This window comes from Janthinobacterium sp. SUN176, from assembly GCF_030587335.1.
Lineage (GTDB): Bacteria > Pseudomonadota > Gammaproteobacteria > Burkholderiales > Burkholderiaceae_D > Janthinobacterium > Janthinobacterium kumbetense.
Map to the genome: position 1 here is coordinate 1 of NZ_JAPWIA010000002.1, position 21,783 is coordinate 21,783.

The following is a 21,783-nucleotide window of genomic DNA, read 5'->3' on the forward strand; positions in this document are numbered from 1 at the left end:
ACATCAAATGCCCACACTTATCGACTGTTAATTGTTAAAGAACTGTATTCGGTTACTGCTTTCGCGCTATCGACAAAGCGTTGTGTTTGTCAGCTGCGAAGAAGGAAGAGTATGAAGCATTTCAGCACAATCGTCAACACCTTCTTTTCTACTACCCAGCCCCTGAAGGCTGTCCCTTTTGTGCCGCAAACTAGTGCGTCTCATTGGGGAGGCGAACTATAGCAAAGCGCCCCGGGAGTAGCAAGGCTTTTCCGGGGTATTTGCGGCCAACTGCTACAATTTCGCCCCCTCAGCGCACATTCGCGTCCATCCATAGAAGATTCACCATGAAACAACAAGCTCAAGGATCAGGCCTGACCCTGAAACGAGCTGGCTTTACCACTGGCTTCGGCGTGCTCGCCGCCACCCTCGGTTCCGCAGTCGGTCTCGGCAATATCTGGAAGTTCCCCTACTTGACGGGTGCCAATGGCGGCGCCGGCTTCCTGCTCATCTATTTACTCGCCACCTTATTAGTAGGGTTGCCCGTGATGATCGCGGAAATCACCCTGGGACGCCGCGCCAAGGTCAACCCGATCTCGACCATGGAACAGCTGGCGCCGAAGGGCAAGCCCTGGTGGCTGGTCGGCGTCATCGGCATGGTGGCCGCCTTCCTGATCGTGGCGTTTTACTCGGAAGTGGTGGGCTGGGTGTTTGCCTATATCGCCAAAGCCATCGACGGTTCCATCCTCAGCAGCGACAAACTGGTGACGGAAGCAGCCTTCGCCTCCCTGATCAGCAATCCTTTGCAATCGCTGTTGTGGCAATGGGGCGTGCTGCTGTTTATCGGCGGCATCTTGATGCTGGGCGTGACCAAGGGCATCGAGGCGATTGCCAAGAAACTGATGCCGCTGCTGTTCCTGCTGCTGCTCCTGCTGTGCGCGGTCAGCCTGTCGCTCGATAAAGCGGGTGAAGGCCTGGCGTTTCTGTTCCGTCCTGACTTTTCCAAGCTGACGGCGTCCGTCGTGCTGACAGCCATGGGCCTGGCCTTCTTTAAATTGTCCGTCGGCATGGGCACGATGATGACGTACGGCAGCTATTTCCGCGATGACCAGAATATCCCCGTCACGACCTTGCGCGTGATGGCGGCCGACCTCGGCGTATCGATGCTGGCCGGCATCGCCATCTTCCCCGCCGTGTTCACGTTTGGCTTCGCCCCCAGCGCGGGACCGTCGCTGGTGTTCATCACGATTCCTGCCGTGTTTTCGCAAATTCCCATGGGACAAGTCCTGATGGTGGTGTTCTTCATCCTGGCCGCCGTCGCCGCCACGGGCGCGATGTTGTCGCTGATGGAAGTGCCCGTGGTGATTTTCCATGAACGTTTCGGCTGGACGCGCACCAAGGCCACCATCGTGACCATGCTGCTGCTGGCCGTGCTCGGCTCCGTATGCGCCCTCAGTAACAGCACCCTGGCGGACTTCAAGTTATTCAATTTGAATATGTTTGATCTGTTCGACTTCGTCTCGTCGAATATCTTCCTGCCCGTGGGCGGCATCGCGATTGCCTTGTTTACAGGCTGGGCCTGGGGCAAGCAGCATTTCATCGATGCGATCAGCAATCACGGCCAGTTGCAGAACAGAACACTGGCGCATGTGCTGCTGTTCCTGCTGCGCTTTGTCTCGCCCGTATTGATCCTGATTGTGATGCTGAAGGGATTAAAGGTCTTTTAATCAGAGTACCCGGGTGTAGGTCTGGCGCACCAGCACCCGGTCGCCGCAATCGAAATGCCACCATTCGCTGTTGATGCCAAAGAAGCCCGCCTGGAACATGGCGTCGCGCAACAATCGGCGATGTGCCACCTGCTCCTGCGTAATTTCCCCCTTTTCCAGTAAAACCAGCTCCAGCGCCGGGTGCGAGCGCTCACTCAGGTCGTCAAAGCCTGTGCCCATATCCAATTCCTCTCCGTCGGGCCCGACGATGGTGATGTCGAGCGCCATGCCGAACGAGTGGATCGAACCGCGCGACGGCTCCGCGATATAACCGAGCAACTCCGTACCCTGCAACGCGTCCCACAGTTGCTGCTGCACCCGTTGCGGGCGCAAGGCGTCGAGCACCAATAAATGATGATCGGGGCGCCGCGCGGCCAGCCACGCCACGGCCCGTTCCAGCGCGGCGGCCGCATCGCGGTGCAGCCAGGCGCAATCGATGGGGCTGTACAAGTCGCGGCCGACGAAATTATCGGGCGTGGCATAGCGCAAGTCGACGGCAATGCCGGCGATGCTGCTCAGGTGGCGAAATTGCGGATCGCTGCCGACCGCTTCTAATTGCAAACTTACAACAGACATCAGACTCCTCTTTCCAGGCAGTTGCGCGCCGCCACGCCAATGCTGTCGGCCAGGCGCCGCGCGCCATGCGACAGCGGCGAGTGGCTCGCCGTCAATAAATACAGTTGGATGGGAATAGCCGGCGCCCAGGGGCGGCGCTGCAGGCGTTCGGGCGAGCCGGAGGCGGCCGTAAACGGGTCGACCACGGCCATGCCGGCGCCCGCTTCCACCAGGGAACGGGCAATTTGATAGGTTTGCACCACGGTGGAGAACACGGGGTGAATGTCCTGCGCTTCGCAGGCGGCCACCACCAGTTCGCCCAGCGGATCGTTGTCGGCATGGCCGATCAGCTCGCCATTCAAGCCATGCGCCGTCAACGGCGTGCCGCAATCGGCCGCATGCCAGGTGCCGGCCGGCGCAATCACCGTCATGACGCCCTGCGCGATGGGTTCGGCCACGATGCCCGGATGACGCGGGTCTTGCAGGGACACGGCCAAGTCCGCTTCACCCAGGCGCAGGGTATTGACGATCTCGCCAGTGTGGTGGGTAGCCAGCTGACAACGCGTGTGGGGAAAGTCGCGCCGCCACTCCGTCATGGCGAATGGCAAGACGCTGATGGCGATCGTCGGCGTGGACACGAGGCGGATGGTTTCCACCGCGTGGCCCTTCAGACTGGCCGCCAGGCGGCGGATGCCCAATAAATCGCGGTTGAGTTTTTCCGTCTCGACAAACAGGCGGTGCGCTTCCGGTTTCGGGTACAGCTTGCCCCGCACGCGCTCGAACAGCGGCATGCCCAGTTGCAATTCGCAGTGTTGCAAGACCTTGGTCACGGCCGGCTGCGAGATATGCAGCACCTGGGCGGCGCCGCTGATGGTGCCAACTTGCATGATGGCATGAAACACTTCGATATGACGCAACCGCATGAGCTATTCCTTTACCTTGCCGTGGCCGCCAGGGCCGTCAATGTTCAGCATATAAGAAAAAGTCATGGGCTGGAACGGTCATGCTACTTTGTTGCAACAGCCGGGGCCGGCGTCGTCAGCACTTCCAGCAGGGCCGCCGTTTCGCCATCGGGCGTGCCATCGAACAATTTGTTGCGGTATTTCATCTGGAAAGCGATCAGCACATTGCGCGTCGCTTCGTCGAACACGCCCGTATTCGGCGTCGCATAACCGTGCTGGGCCAGCTTCTTCTGGAACCAGACGGCATCCGGCACTTGCTGCTCAAAAATCAGGCGCTGCGTAGCGACACGGTTGGCGTCCGGCCAGACGATCAAGCCCGCATCGGCCAGCTGGCGCCAAGGGAACAGGGGGCCCGGATCCTGCTTGCGCTGGGGGGCGATCTCGTTGTGGCCGAGGATATTTTCCGGCGCGATGTTGTAGCGGGCCTGGATGTCTTTCAACAGGGGAATCAGTTCATCGATCTGTGCCTGGGGAAACGGATACCAGAGGCGGCCTTCCGGCGTATCTTTGTAACCTGGGTTGACGATCTCGATGCCGATCGAGCTGACATTCAACTGTGTATAAGTCTTCCAGTTACTCACACCCGCGTGATTGGCCTGGCGCGACTCGTCGACCAGCACGTAAAACTTCGGCTTGTCCGTGTCCGTCAGCAAATAATGGCTGCTGACCACTTGTTCCGTCAGGATCTTGATCGAGCGGGGCAGGTCGCTGACCGTGTAATGGATGACGATGAATTTTACGCGCGGGCTCTGGCTGCGCGCCGTCAAACTGTGGTCGAGGTGCGGCGCGGGCGTGGTACAGGCGGAGAGCAAGGCCACCAGCAGGGCGAGGGCGATTTTTTTCATGAAAGATCCGTGTTCGGGTTAATAAAATGTTCAGTGCTGACCTGTGTCTTGACGGCTATCCTGGCCGCTGCTTCATGTGGACGGGCAACTTTCTGTTCCAGCGTCAACGATACAGGCAAAGCGGCGCGCATGGCAGCCGCGATGGCCGGGTGCAACTGCGCCGCGCGGCCCGCCAGCACGACGGGGCGCGTACCATGGCGCGCCGTCAGGGCCAGCGCCAGGCGCGCCAATTCCTGTCCCGCGCGCTGCAAGATGTCCAGCGCCAGCGGGTCGGCATCCGCGCTGGCGGCCACGGCCAGCGCCAGGCGGCCGATGGCGCCCCTGTCCTGGCCATACATGAAGGCGCGCGACAGCGACCAGTCGCTGCCGCCCAGTTGCGCAAATACGGCCTCGGCCATGGGCGAGCCTTGCCAGCTGCCCGGCGCCTCGTCTTCGCGGCGCCAGATGTGGCGCAAGGCTTCGCGCGCGATCCAGTAGCCGCCGCCGCCATCGTCAAGCAGCACGCCGCGCCCGCCTGCGCGGTGAAAGTCGCCGTCCGCATCGATCCAGGCGGCAATCGAGCCCGTGCCAGCGTAGACCAGATAACCTTCGCCGGGTTCAAAACTGTCGCGATAGGCGATATCGATATCGTTGCCCAAGCGCACGTCGCCGGCATCCAGCGCCAGCAATTGCGCCAGCATGGGCGCCAGCGTTACATCGTCACCGCCAAAACCCGTCAAGCCCGCCACCACGGCGCGGGGCTGGCCGACAGCCAGCACGGCCTGGCACAGCCGGGTAAACGTGGCGTGCACGGCTGCGCGGCCCGCATCGCTGCTCATTTGCAAGGCAGACAAGCCTTCCACGACGCCGTCGGCCACGATGGCGCCGTCCCCGTTGGCCAGGGCCCAGCGCGTCTGCGTGCCGCCCGCGTCGATGCCCAGCCCGAGCACGGCAGTATCAGTATGGGTTACAGGGGAGAAAATCATGGCATGAGTGTAAAGCCAAGCGGAGCTTGCAGGCATGAAAGCTTGCGCATGTTTCATGCCTGCAGGTTATGGACTACGGATAAACGCTCAGCAACTATTTGGCGGGGGCCGCAAACGGTTCGCGCACGCTGACGCGGGGGCTTTCATTGCCGAGGCGGTCGACGGCGCTGACCACCACCGCGTTGACTTTGCCGGTGGCGTCGTCAACCAGGGTCAGTTCGCCCTGCACGCCCGTGACCACGGTAAAGCGCCAGTCTTCGCCATAGCGGGCCCAGACGGCGTACTGCGCCACGGGTTTGCCGCCGCCCGCCGCCAATTTGACGTTCAGGCTGGTGGAATCGCGGCGCAAGGCCAGCACGGGCGTAGCGGGCGCTTCCTTGCCCAGCCATGGCGTGGCGGGAATCAGGGCAGGGCTTTGATACACGCTCGCCTTGAGCTGGTCGCTGACACCCTTGCGGTTTTGCATCAGGGGCACCATGCTGAAATGCACTTGTCCATTCGCGCCGGGGCGCGTGCGCGTCACTTCGATCTGCTTGATGATCTCTTGCGGCGTGAAGGACTTGGCGGAATTGTCGATGCGACTCGTATACAAACCCGGCCACACGTGGCGGCCATACGGGTTTTGCGCCAGCCAGTAGTCGAGCAGCACACCAAACGCTTGCGGCGCCTGCGCCACGGGCCAGTACAGCTGCGGCGACAGGTAATCGAGCCAGCCCTTGGCCAGCCACAGTTCCGCATCCGCATACAATTTGTCGTACTGGCTGAAGCCGACGATGCCGGCAGGGCGGCGGTCCGGACGGCCGATGCCGAACGGGCTGATGCCGAAGCGCACCCAGCTCTTTTCGCGGTGAATGCCTGTATATAACGCTTCGATCAACTGGTTGACGTTCTGGCGGCGCCAGGACGGACGATCCAGCTGACCGCCAGCCAGCAGATATTGCTGCCAGGAAGGCTCATCGGGAAACGGCAGTTCGCGCTTGGCGCCGCCATTGCCCGCATCCAGCGCGGCCGTTTCCGCACCGGCACCGGCGCCAGGCGCGTCGATCGGGTACGGATAAAAGTAATCGTCGATGTGCACGCCGTCAATATCGTAGCGGCGCACCACGTCGAGCACCACGTCCGTCGTATGCTTGGAAGCGGCGGCGTCGCCCGGGTCCATCCACAGGTAGCGGCCGTATTGTTTGACGGACGCCGGGTTGGTGGACGCGAAACTGTCGCGCGCCAGCGGCGACTTGGCCGTCGCATGGCGGGCACGGTAGGGATTGAACCAGGCGTGCAATTCCAGTCCCCGCGCATGCGCCTGGGCCACCCAGAAGGCCAGCGGGTCATACAAAGGCAACGGCGGCTGGCCTTGCTTGCCGGTCAGGTATTCCGACCAGGGCTCCAGTTGCGACGGGTATATCGTGTCGGCGCTGGGCCGCACTTGCAGCACAATCGCATTCAAATTCAAGGACTTGGCGCGGTCGAGGATGGCCAGCGCTTCCGCTTGCTGCTTGGCGACCGGCAAATTGCTGCGGCTGGGCCAGTCGATATTCGCCACGGTTGACACCCAGGCGGCGCGGAACTCGCGCGGCGCCGGCGGCGGCACTTCACCCGTGATGTGCTGCACGGGCGGCACGGCCGGCAAACCCGCTTCACCCGGCGTCACTGCGGAAGGCAGCTTGGTGCTGGTACAGCTGCTGAGCAATGTGGCGGTGGCCAGCGCGGCCAATACGCCGGCGCTGGCGCCCAGGCGTTTTTTAAAAGTAGACAACAAAACAATTCCTTGCAGTGGTGGAGCGCAGGTCTATCGGTGGGGCATTTTACTGTGCGCCCGCCATCCTTGCGGGCGCACCGTTCAAAAGAATCAGGCCTCGGCCTTCTTGCCGAATTCGGGATCGATCTTGACCAGCGCGGCCATGATGAAGGCGGGAATGGTGGCGATGCACACCCAGATGAAGAAATGCTGGTAACCGAGCATTTGCTGTATCCAGCCGCTGGCCATGCCCGGCAACATCATGCCCAGGGCCATGAACCCCGTGCAAATGGCGTAATGGGCCGTTTTATGCGCGCCATCGGAGACCATGATCATGTACAACATGTAGGACGCGAAACCGAAGCCATAGCCAAATTGCTCCAACGCAATACCGCCAGCGATCACATAAATGCTGCTGGGCAAGGCCGTGGCCAGGTAAACGAAGACCAGATCGGGCAAGTGGACGGACAGCACCATGATCCACAGGCAACGTTTCAAGCCGAAGCGGGAAATGATGAATCCGCCCAGCAAGCCGCCCAGGGTCAGGGCGATGACGCCGATGGTGCCGTAGACGAGGCCCACCTGTTCCGTGCTGAGGCCCAGGCCGCCCTTCGCGACCGGATCGAGCAGGAAGGGCGCGGCCAGTTTCAACAGTTGCGCTTCGCCCAGGCGGAACAGCAGCAGAAAGCCCAGGATGACGAAAATATCCTTCTTCTTGAAGAAGGAGGCAAAGGTGGCGACGAACTCTTGCAGAGGGGAAATACCGGCGCCCTGGATGCTGGGCCGGTCATCCTTGGGCTTGGGCAAAATAAAATAGTGATACAGGAAGAGGGCGATGAACAGGCCCGCCAGGATGGCGAACACGACGGACCAGGCCAGTTGCACATTGCCCGTCGTATGCGTCAGGTAGCCGGCCAGATACACGAGGCCCCCCTGGCCGGCGATCATTGCCAGGCGGTAAAACGTGCTGCGCACACCCACGAAGGCCGCCTGCTGGTGCTCTTCCAGCCCCAGCATATAAAAGCCGTCGGCGGCGATGTCATGCGTGGCGGAACTGAAAGCCATCAGCCAGAAGATGGCCAGGCTGATCTGGAAAAAATGGGGCAGGGACGTCGTCAAGGCCACCAGCGCCAGCGCGGCGCCGATCACCAGCTGCAAGCCGACGATCCAGAAGCGCTTGGTGCGGTACATATCGATGAAGGGCGACCACAGGGGCTTGATAACCCAGGGCAAGTACAACCAGCTCGTATACAGCGCGATATCCGTATTGGAAAAGCCGTAGTTCTTGTACATGATCACGGACAGTGTCATGACAACAACATAGGGGATGCCCTGGCCGAAATACAGGGAAGGGATCCACAGCCACGGCTTATTTGACGGCTTATTCGCGCGCGCCGGGGCGGTTTGTTTCACAAGCTCCATACATCCTTCTTGGTCTCCCAGGCAGAAGAATGCCGCGCCATCGGATCACGCCGCCAGTGCCGCCCGCACACTGCCGTCCGCGCCGGCCAACAATGCCTGTGCCTGGTTTGTGTTGATTTTTTTGATCAAGGCAACAATCGCCACCTTGACGTGATAGTGGCATTGCTCCAGCACGGTTCTGGCCTGCACTTCGCTGGCGCCGGTGGCGTGCATGGTCAGACGCACGGCCCGCCAGATCAGCTTGGCGTTGGTCGGCTTCAAGTCTACCATCAAGTTTCCGTAAGTTTTGTGCAAACCGACCATCAGGGCGCTGGAAATCGTGTTCAAGGTGATTTTTTGCGCCGTGCCCGCCTTCAGGCGCGTGCTGCCGGAAATGACTTCCGTACCTGTGTCGAGCACGATGCCGCATTGCGCCTCGTGCGCCACGGGGGCGTCCACATTGTTGGCGATGCCGATGGTCAAGGCGCCCGCCTTGCGCGCGGCCAGCAGCGCGCCCAGCACATACGGCGTGGCGCCGGACGCGGCCAGCAGGATCACCACGTCATTGCTCTGCGGCTGCAGGGCCAGCAAGTCCGCCTCACCTTGCTGTAAATCATCTTCCGCCCCTTCGACGGCCGTGAACATGGCGCCCGCGCCACCGGCCAGGATGGCGACGGCCCGTTCGGGCGGCCAGGAAAACGTGGGATTGAGTTCAACGCTGTCGAGTACGCCCAGGCGGCCCGACGTGCCCGCGCCCACGTACAACAGGCGCCCGCCGGCCGCGATGCGGGGCAGGGCTGCCGTGATGGCGGCAGCGATGCCGGGCGACGCCAGCCGGACGGCTTCGACGGCCCAGAACTGGTCGTCGACCAGCGCCGCCACCAGTTGCTCCACCGGATACAGGTCCAGGTCCGGATGCCGCCGGCTCGGAGTTTCAGTTTTCAACATGATTTCAGAACATGGTTGACCGTGAAACCAGTTTAATACCAACGAGCGGGATCAACCATGAAAGGATGGCGGGCAGGCATAACGGGAGTTTATGGCCAGTGCAACCAGGCGTACTTCGCTACGGCGGCAAACCAGTTGCTGAATTTGTTCATTCAGTGGCCCAGAGGCAAGTTTCAGACCCGTTTATGTCTATACTTCAGTTCGACGCCAACATCCACGACACGCCCCATGATCGCTCGCCAATTGCTGTTCCTGTTTAGCGCCCTTGGCGCCATCAACGGCATTTTCCTGGCCGTCTATTTTTTCAGCCGCCGGCCACGCTGCCTCGCCGACTGCATGCTGGGGGCATTGCTGCTTGCCGTCGGGGTGCGCACCGCCAAGTCCGCTTTCCTCTACTTCAACCCTGCGATCGCCATCGAATTCCGCCAGCTGGGCCTGTCGGCCTGCCTGCTGATCGGTCCCTTGACCTATTTATATGTACGCGCCTTCATCGCCGGGCTGGCGCAACGGCCTGCCGGACAAGAATGGCGCTGGCATCTGGGCTTGTCCTTCCTGCTGATCGGCATTGGTGTTGCCTTTCCATATTCCGCGTATCGTGCTGTGTGGAACCAGTCGAGCCATGCCATTCATGTGTTTTGGCTATGCTACCTGCTGGCAACCGCCAGGCTGCTGTGGCAAAGCCGCCGCGCATGGTGGAACGAGGGACAGCGGATGGCGACCAGCAGCGTGCTCCTGCTGAGCGTCTTTGCAGGCAGTTGTCTCATGTTGGCGGCCTACGCGAGCACGCCGTTCACGTCCTATATTGTCGGCGCCTTGTCGTTCACCTTCTCGCTGCATGTGGCGGTGATGGTCTTTCTGCTGAGAAAGGAAATCCTGGCGCCTGCCGACCCGCAGCAAAAGTACCGGAATAGCCGCCTGACGCACGACGATACGCTTGCCGTGCTCGCCGCGCTGGAACAACAGATGAGCGGGCAGAAATCCTATCTGAATCCGAACCTGACCCTGGCCCAGCTCGCCAAGCGGGCGGGATGCACGCAGGCGCAGGTGTCGCAGGTATTGAATGACAAGCTGGGCAAGAGCTTCACTACCTACGTCAACGAATACCGTATCGCCGAAGCGAAACAGGTATTGAGCGACGAGCCGCAATGGAACATGGATAGCGTCGCCGAGCGCTGCGGGTTCAATTCCAGTTCCACCTTCTACTCGACCTTCAAGAAAGTGGCTGGCCAGACTCCCGCCAGCTTCCGGGCCCAATCCAGCCAGGCGGCCAGGGCCATTTCCGCATGAAACCTCTCCGGAATCGCCATTCCGGAGTCTGAAATCATGTTTGGCGACATCAATTCCCCTGCATTTCGATAAATTATCGACCACCAGCGATCTGAAATAGTCGTTGCTCCGATAAACGCAGTTCTACATGCAGGGTACATCCATGATTCAGTTTTTATTGCGAACGATACTCGCCTGTTGCTTCCTGAGCATCACCGCCGTCGGCTCTGCCGCAGACCAGGACGAAAATGCCATCCGGGAAACCGTGCGCTTGTATATGCATGGCACCAGCTTTAACGTGCAGAGCGAGATCAACCAGGCCTTTTATGCCAATGCCCGCCTTTACCTGGACGGCAAAAACGATGCGGAATGGGAATTGAGCGGTCCGGAATACGCCAAACTCTTTTCCCAAGAGAAAATAGGGCAATTCAATGGGCGCCACGGGCGGCTGATCAAGGTGGATGTGAGCGGCAAGGTGGCCACCGCCAAGGCCGAGATCCACATTCCCCAGCAAGGGGTGCGCTATGTGGATGTCTTTCTGTTGAAAAAGATCGCCGGCAACTGGAAGATCATCAGCAAGTCGGCAGATCGCGAGCCAGCAGCCCCGCGCCAGGCACGCAAGGTGCTGCTGGTCGTGTCGAATGTGCATCAATATCCCGGCACAAAGGTTAACGCAGGCAATAATTTTCCGGAGATCGCGTATACCTATGATGTCTTTCGCAAAGCAGGGTACGCCGTCGACTTCGTCAGTCCCGAGGGGGGCGCCATTCCCCTGGAAATGATCGTCACGTCGGACGCGCTGCTCAAGAAGCATCTGTACGACAGTGATTTCATGTGGGCGCTGGCCCATACCAAGCCCGTCGCCGAGGTCAGGGCAGACGAGTATGCGGGCATGGCTTTCGTCGGCGGCGGCGCGGCCATCGTCGGCATCCCGGACAACAAGCCGCTGCAGGACATCGCCTTGCGTATCTACGAACAACAGGGCGGGGTGATTGCGGCCATCTGCCATGGCACCGAGGGCATCAAGAATCTGAAGCTGCGTGACGGTACTTTCCTGATCCAGGGCAAGGTGCTCACCTCGTTCCCCGATGCGTTTCTGAACAAGGAATCGCCGGTCTACAAGGCCTATCCCTTTTCGGCAGAAGCGAGCATCAAGGGCCATGGCGGCATATTCAGGCACGGCGCCAACGGCAAGAGCCACGTCGAGGTCGACGGCAGGCTGGTGACGGGCATGAGCTGGGAAGCGTCCGTCGGCGTGGCGGAATCCATGATCCGCCTGATCGAGCAGTAGATTTACGGAGCGCGGCGCATTTCCGCCACAAAATCGTAATGATCGCTGCGGCAATACGAATGCGTGAGTTCCACCGCTTCGCCCGACTCCAGGTAGGCGATGCGCGTGATGAACAGCACGGCCTGGCCATCGGGGATGCCCAGCTGCTTGGCCAGCACGTCCGTCGCATTCATGGCGCGGATGTGCTGCAAGGCGCGCACGGGAGCTTTCTTGATGCTGCTCAAGTATTCATACAGCGAGTCGCCCATGGTATCCGGGTCCGGCACCACGCTGAACGGCAGCACGCTCACTTCATACGCCATCACGACGTCGTCGGCCAGGCGCAAGCGCTCCAGGCGCGCCACTTTCGTGTTCTGCGCCAGGCCCAGGCTCAGCTGCTCATCGCTGCTGGCGATGACGACTTCGCGCTTGAGCCAGCGCGAACCGGGGCGGTAGCCGCGCTGCTGCAGCTGCTCGGAAAAGCTCGACAGGTTCGACAGCGGCTGTTCGATGCGCGGGGCAATATAGTTGCCCGAGCCGCGGCGGCGCACGACGAGACCTTGCTCGACGAGCTGGTCGATGGCCTTGCGGGCAGTCACGCGCGATACGTCAAGCAGTTCGGACAGGGTACGTTCGGATGGCAGGGCCTGGTCTACCTGGTAGCGGCCGTTGCGTACGTCATCGCTCAGCTTGCGGGCGATCTGCATATATAAAGGCGAATTGTCATTTAAATCGACCTTGAGTTCTACGCTGGTCTGGCTCATACAGTTCTCCTTGTCCTCCTAGTGTAATAGCGATGGCGCCTGCGCGTAGCCCGTCCACCCATGAATAAATGGAAAATGACCATAAATAACGGTTATACACTTAAAAAAACAATGTTTTACCGTACGTATAGCTTTGTATTATAGATAAATAAGCAATTTTCATTAGCCATGTAAACCATCGCGCCCTATGCTGGTGACGCCTCCACCACATCGGACAACAGGGAAACATGCACAATAAAATGACGGGTTTACTGGGCTTGCTGCTGCTGGGCACGACCTGGAGCGCGCTGGCCGCCCCGCCCGGCAGCGGCAGCGACTTGGTCTCTCAAAACGCAGAGCAGCGCGCGCTCGATGCCACGCTGGCCGCCATCGTCGACGATGCGGCACACCCGCTGGCCAGCCTGTCCGTGCTGGCCATCCGCCATGGCAAGGTGTCTTATCAGCAACAATTTGGCTACCGGCACATAGCCACCACGCCGGCGGACAGCTTGCCCGTGACGCCGGCCACCCTGTTCCGCATCGCTTCCGTCTCGAAGATGATGACCACGCTGGGCCTGATGCGGCTGGTCGAGCAGGGCAAGCTGAGCCTGGACCAGGACGTGGGCATTTATCTGGGCTTTTCCCTGCGCAACCCGCATTTTCCCCAGCAACCGTTGACCCTGCGCAGCTTGCTCAGCCACACTTCCTCGCTGCGCGACGCGGGCGGCTACGCCTGGGGACCGGAACGCAGCCTGCGCGACGTGTTTACGGCCGGCGGCGACAGCATGTGGGATCGCGCCGCAGCGCCGGGCCGCTACTTTACGTATGCCAACCTGAACTGGGGCGTGATCGGCACGGTGATGGAAAAAGTCACGGGCGAGCGCTTCGACTTGCTGATGCGGCGCCTGCTGCTCGATCCCCTCGATGTGCGCGGCGGCTACAACCCGGCCGCCTTTTCCCCGGAAGAGGTCGCCAATACGGCCACCCTGTACCGCAAGCGCACGCTGGAGACGGAAGTGTGGCAGCCGCACGGGCCATGGATCGCCCAGGCCGACGATTTTTACCAGCGTCCACCGGCCGGCATGGCCAGCTATGTGATCGGCAGCAACGCCACCGTCTTCAGTCCCACGGGCGGCTTGCGCATTTCCGCCGCGGGACTGGGCAAGGTCATGCAGATGCTGCTCGACGGGGGCCGCTACCAGGATCAGCAGCTATTGCAGCCGGCCAGCATCGCACTGATGTTTGGCCGGCAATGGCAATTGGCGCCAGACGCCAGCAATGGCGACAGCGAGCGGGGCCTGTACCGCGCCTGGGGGCTGGGCAACCAGCAATTCGACGCGGTGGCTGGGCAGGGCAATGGCCTGGTCGAGGGCGCCGGCTTCACGGCCGTGGGCCATTTGGGCGACGCGTATGGCTTGGTGTCCGCCTTCGTGCTCGATTTCAAGAACCGGAACGGCATGGTGATGCTGGTGGGCGGCACGGGCAGCGATCCCGAACGCTATCCTGGCACGTATTCCGCCATGGGGCGCAACGAGGAATTGATACTCACCACGCTATACCGTGGTGCGATTGACAACAATCCATCCTTGCATTGAAATGGTGCATTCCTGAAAGTTATGGCTGCACCATGATGTTTCATTGGCTGCGCTGACGGCCAGCCTCTAAGCTCTTCCCGAATGCTCCCGCACCATGGGAGCGCAACGCAGCGAGGCAACATGCAGCAACAAGTCATCATCATCGGCGGCGGCATCGTCGGTCTGACATCGGCCTGGTGGCTGGCCGAGGCCGGCTACAAGGTCACCTTACTGGAACGCAATGAGCAGGTGGCCATCGCCGCCAGCTACCGCAATGGCGGCCAACTCAGCTATCGCTATGTAGCCCCGCTGGCCGATGCGGGCGTGCCCTTCAAAGCCCTGCAATGGCTGCTGCAGAAAGACGGTCCGCTGCGCTTCCGTCCCGAAGCGGACTGGCGCCAATGGCGCTGGATGGCCAGTTTCTTGCGCAATTGCAACAGCGCCAGCAATGCCCGCACGACGGCCAAGCTGCTGCAACTGGGCGAATGGAGCCGCGCCGGCATGGCGCAACTGGAGTTGACGGTGCCGCCGGAAGCGTATGCCTGGCGCGATGCGGGTAAACTCATCGTCTACCGCACGCCCGCCGTCTTTCAACGGGCCGTGGCGCGGCCCGAGTCGGAAGAGGCGCGCGTCGTCCTGTCTCCGTCTGAAGCCGTACAGCGCGAACCGGCGCTGGCCGCCCTGCAGGGTGCCCTGGCGGGCGGTATCTTTACCGAAGGAGAAGCCGTGGCCGATTGCCACGCCTTTTGCCTGGCCCTGGAAGCGCGGCTGCTGCAGCACCCGAATTTTTCACTGCTGCTGAAGGGCGAGGCGCGCCGCCTCGTCACGCACAAGGGCAAGGTCACGGGCGTCGACACCAGCCTGGGCTTGCTGCAAGCAGATCACTATGTGCTGGCGGCCGGCATCCAGAGCCGCGACCTGGCCGCCACGGCGGGCGTCTACCTGCCCCTGTACCCGCTGAAGGGCTACAGCCTGACGGCGCCCATCCGCGCGCAGGACCAGGCGCCCGAGATCAGCATCACGGATTTCGAACGCAAGGTGCTGTATGCGCGCATAGGCGGCGACCTGCGCGTGGCCGCCATGGTAGACATGGTGGGCGCCGACAACAGCATCGACTGGAACCGCATCGCCGGCCTGACGCGGCTGGCGCGCGAAGCCATGCCGCACGGCGCCGACTACGACCAGGCCACGGCCTGGGCCGGTTTGCGGCCCGCCACGCCAAACAGCGCGCCGCTGGTCGGCGCCAGCAAAGTCGGCAATCTGTGGCTCAACGTGGGCCACGGCCCGCTGGGCTTTACCTTTGCCGCCGGCACGGCGCGCATCCTGGCCGACCTGATGCAGAACAAGGCGCCGCCGTTCGCGCTGGACTTCCTCAGCCCGAAAAAATAGCTGCCCAAGGCGGCGCGCACGCGCCGCTGCCGTTATGGCGGATAATTACGGAACTTTTCAGTTCTCCTGTCTGCCAGCGCATGCCCACACCCTCGACCTCTGCCGCCTGCCCCTGTGGCGGCGCCTCCTACGCCAGTTGCTGCGGCCCGTATATCGCGGGCGACGCCGTGCCGCCCACGGCCGAAGCCCTGATGCGCTCGCGCTACACGGCCTTCACCTTGCGCGACGAGCCCTATCTGCGCGCCACTTGGCACGCCAGCACCTGTCCCGCCGACGCTTTATTCGCCGAAGAAGAAAAAGTCCACTGGCTGGGACTTGAGGTAAAATCTGCTTTACGTTTACGTCAACGTAAAGCAGAATCAGCAGATCAAGCCGAAGAGATACAGCGCGACAGCGTGGAATTCGTGGCCCGCTACAAGGTCAACGGCCGCGCGCACCGCCTGCATGAAGTGAGCCGCTTCGTGCGCGAGGCGGACAAGCGCGGTGGTGGCGCCCTGCGCTGGTTTTATCTCGACGGCAGTTTTCCCGAATAGCGCGACCCGAGAGACCGGGCGATAATAAAAAGGAACCGCAATGCCGCACATCGAAAGCAAACTCAATCCGCGCAGTGAAGATTTCAAGGCCAATGCCGCGGCAATGCAAGCCATCGTCGACGATTTGCGCGACAAGGTCGAGAAAATCGCGGCCGGCGGCGGCGAGGCGGCGGCCGCCAAGCACCTGGCGCGCGGCAAGCTGCTGCCGCGCGACCGCGTGCAGATGCTGCTCGATCCCGGCACGCCCTTCCTCGAGTTTTCCCAGATGGCGGCCTACGCCATGTACCAGGACGCCAAGGGCGTCGATGCGGCGCCCGCCGCCGGCATCATCACGGGCATCGGCAGGGTCTCGGGCCAGGAATGCGTCATCGTCTGCAACGACGCCACCGTCAAGGGCGGCACGTATTACCCGATGACGGTGAAAAAGCATTTGCGCGCCCAGGAAATCGCCGACCAGAACAACCTGCCCTGCATTTATTTGGTCGATTCGGGCGGCGCCAACCTGCCGAACCAGGACGACGTCTTCCCCGACCGCGACCATTTCGGCCGCATCTTCTACAACCAGGCGAACCTGTCGGCCAAGGGCATTCCGCAAATCGCCGTCGTCATGGGCTCTTGCACGGCGGGCGGCGCCTATGTGCCGGCCATGAGCGACGAATCGATCATCGTCAAGGAACAGGGCACGATTTTCCTCGGCGGCCCGCCGCTGGTGAAAGCGGCGACGGGAGAAGTGGTGACGGCCGAAGACCTGGGCGGCGGCGACGTGCACACGCGTTTGTCCGGCGTGGTCGACCACCTGGCGCAGAACGACCTGCACGCGCTGTCGCTGGCGCGCACCATCGTCTCAAACCTGAACCGTAAAAAACCGCAGCAGATGGCCTTGCGCGACTCCGTCGAACCGAAATACCCGACGCAAGAACTGTATGGCGTGATCCCCGTCGATACGCGCAAACCGTTCGACGTACGCGAGGTGATCGCGCGCATCGTCGACGGCAGCGATTTCGACGAATTCAAGGCCCGCTACGGCACCACCCTGATCTGCGGCTTCGCGCATATCTATGGCGTCAAAGTCGGCATCATCGCCAATAACGGCATCTTGTTCTCCGAATCGGCCCTGAAAGGCACGCATTTCATCGAATTGTGCTGCCAGCGCAAGATCCCGCTCGTCTTCCTGCAAAATATCACGGGCTTCATGGTGGGCCGCAAATACGAAAACGAGGGCATTGCCCGCAATGGCGCCAAGATGGTGACGGCCGTCGCGACGGCTAGCGTGCCAAAGTTCACGGTGATCATCGGCGGCAGCTTCGGCGCCGGCAATTACGGCATGTGCGGCCGCGCGTTTTCGCCGCGGTTCATGTGGATGTGGCCGAATGCCCGCATTTCCGTCATGGGCGGCGACCAGGCGGCCTCCGTGCTGGCGACCGTCAAGCGTGACGGCATCGAAGGCAAGGGCGGCGCATGGAGCGCGGACGAGGAAGCGGCCTTCAAGCAGCCGATCAAGGATCAATACGAACACCAGGGCCACCCGTACTACGCCACCGCGCGCCTGTGGGACGATGGCGTGATCGACCCGGCCGACACCCGCATGGTGCTGGGCCTGGGCCTGTCGGCCGCGCTCAACGCGGAAATCCCGGACACGAAGTTCGGCGTATTCCGCATGTAAGCGGCATTCAGGGAGAAGAGAATGGAATTTGAAACCTTAAAGCTGGTCATCGAGGGCAATGTCGCCACCGTGACCCTGAACCGCCCCGACGTGCGTAACGCCTTCAACGAGACGACGATCGCCGAACTGGCGCGCGCCTTCGAAGGCCTGGGGCGCAGCGACATGGTGCGTGCCATCGTGCTGGCGGCGAATGGCGCAGCCTTTTGCGCCGGCGCGGACCTGAACTGGATGAAGAAGATGGCAGGCTACACGCATGCCGAAAACCAGGCCGACGCGCTGCAGCTGGCGCAGATGCTGCGCACGATTTACCTGTGTCCCAAGCCCGTGGTGGCGAAGATCCAGGGCGACTGCTATGCGGGCGGCATGGGCCTCGTCGCCGCATGCGATATCATTCTGGTTGCGGAAGACGTGCATTTCTGCCTGAGCGAAGTGCGGCTGGGACTGATTCCCGCCACTATTTCACCGTATGTCATCAAGGCCATGGGCGAAAACGCGGCACGCCGCTATTTCCTGACCGCCGAGCGATTCTCCGCTCAGGAAGCGCTGCGCATCGGCTTTGCCCACGAGGTAGTCGAGGCAGACGCGCTGGACGCGAAAACCGCCGAGGTGCTCAAAGCGCTGACGGGCAACAGCCCGCACGCCGTGGCGCAAGCGAAAACGCTGGTGCGCGAGATCGTCGGCCAACCCGTCGACGAGGCGCTGCTGGCGGACACCGCCGAGCGCATCGCGCAGATCCGCGCCTCGGAGCAGGGACGCGAAGGCGTGCAATCGTTCCTCGACAAGCGCAAGCCGAGTTGGCTCATGGGCTAGTTAATAGTCCACAGCTCATGGACTAAGAATATCATTGGAGCAGTTTTGAAAGCAGAAAAACAATCGGGCTGGGTCGAACGCAGTCTGCGCAGCGTGTGGCATCCGTGCACACAGATGCAGCACCACGAGACGGTCCCATTGATCCCCGTCAGCCACGGCCGCGGCGCCTGGCTGTATGATCACGAAGGACGACGCTACCTGGACGCCATCAGCTCCTGGTGGGTGAACCTGTTCGGCCACGCGAATCCGCGCATCAATGCGGAGCTGAAGGACCAGCTGGACCGGCTGGAACACGCGATGCTGGCCGGCTTTACGCATGAACCGGTGATCGAGCTGTCGGAAAAGCTCTCCGCCTTGACAGGCGGCGTGCTTGGCCACAGCTTTTACGCGTCCGACGGGGCGTCGGCCGTGGAAATCGCCCTGAAAATGAGTTTTCACGCCTGGCGCAACAGCGGCAAGGGTGAAAAACAGGAATTCGTCTGCCTGAAAGGCAGCTACCACGGCGAAACCATCGGCGCGCTGGCCGTCACAGACGTCGCCCTGTTCAAGGATGCCTACGGCCCCTTGCTGCGCGCAACGCAAACGGTGATGTCGCCCGACTTCCGCCAGGCGGCCGAAGGCGAGTCCGCCCAAGACGTGGCGCGCCGCGCGGCTGCCGACGTCGAGCATTTGTTCCAGCAAAAGGCCGACAAGATCGCCGCCATCATCATCGAGCCGCTGGTGCAATGCGCCACGGGCATGGCCATGCACGACCCGCTGTACCTGGCGCTGGTGCGCGCCCTGTGCGACCGTTATCAAGTCCATCTGATCCTCGATGAAATCGCCGTCGGCTGCGGGCGCACGGGCACCTTCTTTGCGTGCGAACAGGCCGGCATCTGGCCCGATTTCGTTTGTCTCTCAAAGGGCATCAGCGGCGGCTATCTGCCTTTATCGCTGGTGATGACGCGCGAAGACATCTACCAGGCCTTCTACAGCACCGACGTGCGCCGCGGCTTCCTGCATTCGCACTCGTACACGGGCAATCCGCTGGCCTGCCGCGCCGCGCTGGCGACGCTGTCCATCTTCGAGGAAGACGATGTGCTGGCCACCAACCGCGTGCGCGCCGAGAAGATCACGCAAGCGCTGGCGCCGCTGGCGCAGCATAACAAGGTAAAAAACTTCCGCCAGCAGGGCATGATCTGGGCGTTTGACGCCGTCGACGCGGCGCCCGATTTTTCGCGCCGCTTCTTCAGCACGGCGCTGGAACATGAACTGCTGATGCGCCCCATCGGTTCCACCGTCTACCTGATGCCGCCGTATATCCTCGACGACGCAGAGATCGCGGGCCTGGGCCAGCAGACCCTGGCCGTCTTCAATCATGTGATCGGGGCCTGAGATGGAACTGATCGCCCGATTACAACAGCAGCTGCAAGGGCTGGAAGAGCGCAGCCTGATCCGCCGCCGCCGCACCGTCGACACGCCGTGCGCGCCGCGCCTGACGGTCGATGGCCGCGCCATGCTGGCCTTTTGCAGCAATGACTACCTGGGCCTGGCGTCGCATCCGCGCATCGTCGCGGCGCTGAAAGAGGGCGCCGACCTGTATGGCGCGGGCAGCGGCGCGTCGCACCTGATCAGCGGCCATGGCCGCGCCCACGCGCAGCTGGAAGAGCGCCTGGCGACGTTCGTGGGCGCCAACCTGGAAAACGCCCGCGCCCTGTATTTCTGCACCGGCTACATGGCCAATCTGGCCGTGCTGACGGCCCTGTCGGCGGGCGACGCGGACGCGGAGATTTTCTCGGAAGCGCTGAACCACGCCTCGCTGATCGACGGCACGCGCCTGGCGCGCGTGAAAACGCGCGTGTATCCGCACGCCGACCTCGATGCCCTGGCGGCCCTGCTGGCGGCCAGCACGGCAAAAACCAAGATCGTCGTCACCGACAGCGTCTTCAGCATGGATGGCGACCTGGCGCCGCTGCCCGCGCTGCTGGCCCTGTGCGAACAATACGGCGCCTGGCTGGTGGTCGACGACGCGCACGGCTTCGGCGCGCTGGGAGCCAACGGCCGCGGCGCGCTCGAACACTTCGACCTGCATTCGCCCTACCTCGTCTACGTGGGCACCCTGGGCAAGTCGGCCGGCGTGGGCGGCGCCTTTGTGTGCGCACACGAAGCCGTGATCGACACCCTGATACAAAAGGCGCGCCCCTACATCTTCACCACGGCGGCCGCGCCCGCGCTGGCGCACGCGCTCTTGGCCAGCCTGGACATCATCGCCGGCGAGGAAGGCCGACAGCGCCGCGCCCACCTGGCGGCGCTGGTGGCGCAATGGAACGACGGCCTGCAGCTGCAACGCTGGCAAGCCTTACCCTCGGTGACCGCCATCCAGCCCGTCATCATCGGCGAGAACGCGGACATGCTGGACATCGCCGCCACCCTGTATGAACAGGGCCTGTGGGTCGGCGCGATCCGCCCGCCCACCGTGCCGGCGGGGTCGGCGCGCCTGCGCGTGACCCTGTCGGCCGGCCATACGGCGCAGGAAGTGGCGCAATTGATCAACGCAGTCAACACCCTGGAAAGGACTCGCCATGAGCCTTGATGATCCTATCGTGGCGGAAGTGCTGGCGGACCTGGCGCCGGCCGTGCAGCCGGCTCCGGCCATTGCCGGCCTGCCCTCGCGCTTTGCCTGTTTCGTCACCGGCACCGACACGGAAATCGGCAAGACATTGACGTCGTCGGCCCTGCTGCACGCACTGGTCGCGCGCGGCGTGCGCGCCTGCGGCATGAAGCCCGTCGCCGCCGGCGCCGAAATACGCGACGGCGAACTGCATAATGAAGACGCCGACAGCCTGATCGCCGCCGGCAACGTTACCATGCTGCGCAGCCTGACGACGCCCTACATGCTGAAGGAACCGGCCGCGCCGCACATCGCCGCCGCGCTCGAAGGCGTGAGCATCGAATCGGTGCCCATCCTGGCCGCCTACCTGGAAATCGCCGCCGCCTCGGACGCCGTGGTGGTCGAAGGCGTGGGCGGTTTCCGCGTGCCGCTGTCGCCCGGCTTTGATTCGGCCGACCTGGCGCAGCAGCTCGACCTGCCCGTGATCCTCGTGGTCGGCATGCGCCTGGGCTGCATCAGCCAGGCCTTGCTGACGGTGGAAGCCGTCGAAGCGCGCGGCTTGACGGTCGTCGGCTGGGTCGCCAACACGCTGGAAGTGGAAATGCGCTTCCTCGACGAAAATATCGATGCGCTGATCGAGCGCATCCCGGCGCCGCTGCTGGGCAGGGTGCCGCGCCTGGCGCAGCCGAGCGCGCAAGCGGCGGCGTCCTATCTCGATTTCACCGGCTTGCCCAACTGGCCGGCGCAGCATCCCAACACTTAATGTAGCTAAAAAATAGAAGCGAAGGA

19 protein-coding genes are annotated in these 21,783 nt (G+C 62.4%); 11 read left to right on the forward strand and 8 right to left on the reverse strand.

The features are described 5' to 3' along the window. The first annotated feature begins 326 nt into the window (after positions 1 to 326). Complete coding sequence (locus tag O3299_RS19305; protein ID WP_305062988.1) at positions 327 to 1,706, forward strand: sodium-dependent transporter; 1,380 nt, start codon at positions 327 to 329, stop codon at positions 1,704 to 1,706. On the opposite strand, the gene O3299_RS19310 is transcribed toward O3299_RS19305, so the two are convergent. From O3299_RS19310 to O3299_RS19340, 7 genes are all read right to left on the reverse strand, one after another. Beyond that, entirely contained in the window at positions 1,707 to 2,321 is a 615-nt protein-coding gene (locus O3299_RS19310) for a M15 family metallopeptidase (protein ID WP_305062989.1), read from the reverse strand. Continuing rightward, positions 2,321 to 3,223 (reverse strand): LysR family transcriptional regulator, encoded by a 903-nt coding sequence (locus O3299_RS19315; protein WP_305062990.1) that lies wholly within the window; start codon positions 3,221 to 3,223, stop codon positions 2,321 to 2,323. Before O3299_RS19315 ends, O3299_RS19310 begins: the two co-directional genes overlap by 1 nt. A gap of 83 nt (positions 3,224 to 3,306) precedes the next feature. Next, on the reverse strand, positions 3,307 to 4,107 hold the full coding sequence (locus tag O3299_RS19320) for an N-acetylmuramoyl-L-alanine amidase (protein ID WP_305062991.1): 801 nt from the start codon (positions 4,105 to 4,107) through the stop codon (positions 3,307 to 3,309). After that, positions 4,104 to 5,072, reverse strand: a complete 969-nt coding sequence (locus O3299_RS19325) for a BadF/BadG/BcrA/BcrD ATPase family protein (RefSeq protein ID WP_305062992.1) — start codon at positions 5,070 to 5,072, stop codon at positions 4,104 to 4,106. The genes O3299_RS19320 and O3299_RS19325 overlap by 4 nt, the downstream gene beginning before the upstream one ends. A gap of 94 nt (positions 5,073 to 5,166) precedes the next feature. Further along, positions 5,167 to 6,828: a glycoside hydrolase family 10 protein gene (locus O3299_RS19330; protein ID WP_305062993.1), complete on the reverse strand. Its 1,662-nt coding sequence runs from the start codon at positions 6,826 to 6,828 to the stop codon at positions 5,167 to 5,169. Between the two features lie 90 nt (positions 6,829 to 6,918). Next, positions 6,919 to 8,229, reverse strand: a complete 1,311-nt coding sequence (locus O3299_RS19335) for an MFS transporter (protein ID WP_305053605.1) — start codon at positions 8,227 to 8,229, stop codon at positions 6,919 to 6,921. A 45-nt stretch (positions 8,230 to 8,274) separates the two neighbouring features. After that, the gene (locus O3299_RS19340; RefSeq protein ID WP_099666046.1) at positions 8,275 to 9,156 is read right to left on the reverse strand and encodes an N-acetylmuramic acid 6-phosphate etherase; all 882 of its coding nucleotides are present in this window, start codon (positions 9,154 to 9,156) and stop codon (positions 8,275 to 8,277) included. A 57-nt stretch (positions 9,157 to 9,213) separates the two neighbouring features. Here O3299_RS19340 and O3299_RS19345 point away from each other — a divergent pair, with 57 nt between their 5' ends. Both O3299_RS19345 and O3299_RS19350 read left to right on the forward strand, forming a co-directional pair. Further along, positions 9,214 to 10,443, forward strand: coding sequence for a helix-turn-helix transcriptional regulator (locus tag O3299_RS19345; RefSeq protein ID WP_305053606.1), 1,230 nt, complete (start codon positions 9,214 to 9,216; stop codon positions 10,441 to 10,443). Positions 10,444 to 10,585: 142 nt separating this feature from the next. Beyond that, a complete protein-coding gene (locus O3299_RS19350; RefSeq protein WP_305053607.1) occupies positions 10,586 to 11,713 on the forward strand; it encodes a nuclear transport factor 2 family protein in 1,128 nt (375 codons plus the stop codon). 2 nt (positions 11,714 to 11,715) lie between these two features. On the opposite strand, the gene O3299_RS19355 is transcribed toward O3299_RS19350, so the two are convergent. After that, a complete protein-coding gene (locus O3299_RS19355) occupies positions 11,716 to 12,456 on the reverse strand; it encodes a GntR family transcriptional regulator (RefSeq protein ID WP_077398269.1) in 741 nt (246 codons plus the stop codon). Positions 12,457 to 12,683: 227 nt separating this feature from the next. Here O3299_RS19355 and O3299_RS19360 point away from each other — a divergent pair, with 227 nt between their 5' ends. The 8 genes from O3299_RS19360 (at position 12,684) to bioD (ending at position 21,757) form a co-directional block, all read left to right on the forward strand. Continuing rightward, positions 12,684 to 14,030, forward strand: a complete 1,347-nt coding sequence (locus tag O3299_RS19360) for a serine hydrolase (RefSeq protein WP_305062994.1) — start codon at positions 12,684 to 12,686, stop codon at positions 14,028 to 14,030. Between the two features lie 81 nt (positions 14,031 to 14,111). Then, positions 14,112 to 15,398 carry a D-amino acid dehydrogenase gene (locus O3299_RS19365; protein WP_305062995.1) on the forward strand — a complete coding sequence of 429 codons (1,287 nt, stop codon included), beginning with the start codon at positions 14,112 to 14,114 and terminating at the stop codon, positions 15,396 to 15,398. A gap of 80 nt (positions 15,399 to 15,478) precedes the next feature. Next, positions 15,479 to 15,931, forward strand: a complete 453-nt coding sequence (locus tag O3299_RS19370) for a YchJ family protein (protein ID WP_289899755.1) — start codon at positions 15,479 to 15,481, stop codon at positions 15,929 to 15,931. A 40-nt stretch (positions 15,932 to 15,971) separates the two neighbouring features. Further along, positions 15,972 to 17,594, forward strand: a complete 1,623-nt coding sequence (locus O3299_RS19375) for a carboxyl transferase domain-containing protein (protein ID WP_305062996.1) — start codon at positions 15,972 to 15,974, stop codon at positions 17,592 to 17,594. A gap of 21 nt (positions 17,595 to 17,615) precedes the next feature. Then, the gene (locus tag O3299_RS19380; protein ID WP_305062997.1) at positions 17,616 to 18,404 is read left to right on the forward strand and encodes an enoyl-CoA hydratase/isomerase family protein; all 789 of its coding nucleotides are present in this window, start codon (positions 17,616 to 17,618) and stop codon (positions 18,402 to 18,404) included. A 45-nt stretch (positions 18,405 to 18,449) separates the two neighbouring features. Further along, the gene (bioA, locus tag O3299_RS19385) at positions 18,450 to 19,778 is read left to right on the forward strand and encodes an adenosylmethionine--8-amino-7-oxononanoate transaminase (protein WP_305053611.1); all 1,329 of its coding nucleotides are present in this window, start codon (positions 18,450 to 18,452) and stop codon (positions 19,776 to 19,778) included. Between the two features lies 1 nt (position 19,779). After that, positions 19,780 to 20,976: an 8-amino-7-oxononanoate synthase gene (bioF, locus tag O3299_RS19390; protein WP_305062998.1), complete on the forward strand. Its 1,197-nt coding sequence runs from the start codon at positions 19,780 to 19,782 to the stop codon at positions 20,974 to 20,976. Beyond that, the gene (bioD, locus tag O3299_RS19395) at positions 20,966 to 21,757 is read left to right on the forward strand and encodes a dethiobiotin synthase (RefSeq protein WP_305062999.1); all 792 of its coding nucleotides are present in this window, start codon (positions 20,966 to 20,968) and stop codon (positions 21,755 to 21,757) included. Before bioF ends, bioD begins: the two co-directional genes overlap by 11 nt. Positions 21,758 to 21,783 lie beyond the last annotated feature (26 nt).

What these genes read in the sequence shown, in the direction of transcription:
- O3299_RS19370 (WP_289899755.1), top strand. Translation starts at nt 15,479, where the DNA reads ATGCCCACACCCTCGACCTCTGCCGCCTGCCCCTGTGGCGGCGCCTCC.
- O3299_RS19310 (WP_305062989.1), bottom strand. Translation starts at nt 2,321, where the DNA reads ATGTCTGTTGTAAGTTTGCAATTAGAAGCGGTCGGCAGCGATCCGCAA.
- O3299_RS19375 (WP_305062996.1), top strand. Translation starts at nt 15,972, where the DNA reads ATGCCGCACATCGAAAGCAAACTCAATCCGCGCAGTGAAGATTTCAAG.
- O3299_RS19340 (WP_099666046.1), bottom strand. Translation starts at nt 9,156, where the DNA reads ATGTTGAAAACTGAAACTCCGAGCCGGCGGCATCCGGACCTGGACCTG.
- O3299_RS19365 (WP_305062995.1), top strand. Translation starts at nt 14,112, where the DNA reads ATGCTCCCGCACCATGGGAGCGCAACGCAGCGAGGCAACATGCAGCAA.
- O3299_RS19355 (WP_077398269.1), bottom strand. Translation starts at nt 12,456, where the DNA reads ATGAGCCAGACCAGCGTAGAACTCAAGGTCGATTTAAATGACAATTCG.
- O3299_RS19345 (WP_305053606.1), top strand. Translation starts at nt 9,214, where the DNA reads ATGAAAGGATGGCGGGCAGGCATAACGGGAGTTTATGGCCAGTGCAAC.
- O3299_RS19380 (WP_305062997.1), top strand. Translation starts at nt 17,616, where the DNA reads ATGGAATTTGAAACCTTAAAGCTGGTCATCGAGGGCAATGTCGCCACC.
- O3299_RS19305 (WP_305062988.1), top strand. Translation starts at nt 327, where the DNA reads ATGAAACAACAAGCTCAAGGATCAGGCCTGACCCTGAAACGAGCTGGC.
- O3299_RS19325 (WP_305062992.1), bottom strand. Translation starts at nt 5,072, where the DNA reads ATGATTTTCTCCCCTGTAACCCATACTGATACTGCCGTGCTCGGGCTG.
- O3299_RS19350 (WP_305053607.1), top strand. Translation starts at nt 10,586, where the DNA reads ATGATTCAGTTTTTATTGCGAACGATACTCGCCTGTTGCTTCCTGAGC.
- bioF (WP_305062998.1), top strand. Translation starts at nt 19,780, where the DNA reads ATGGAACTGATCGCCCGATTACAACAGCAGCTGCAAGGGCTGGAAGAG.
- O3299_RS19315 (WP_305062990.1), bottom strand. Translation starts at nt 3,223, where the DNA reads ATGCGGTTGCGTCATATCGAAGTGTTTCATGCCATCATGCAAGTTGGC.
- O3299_RS19320 (WP_305062991.1), bottom strand. Translation starts at nt 4,107, where the DNA reads ATGAAAAAAATCGCCCTCGCCCTGCTGGTGGCCTTGCTCTCCGCCTGT.
- bioD (WP_305062999.1), top strand. Translation starts at nt 20,966, where the DNA reads ATGAGCCTTGATGATCCTATCGTGGCGGAAGTGCTGGCGGACCTGGCG.
- O3299_RS19360 (WP_305062994.1), top strand. Translation starts at nt 12,684, where the DNA reads ATGCACAATAAAATGACGGGTTTACTGGGCTTGCTGCTGCTGGGCACG.
- O3299_RS19335 (WP_305053605.1), bottom strand. Translation starts at nt 8,229, where the DNA reads ATGGAGCTTGTGAAACAAACCGCCCCGGCGCGCGCGAATAAGCCGTCA.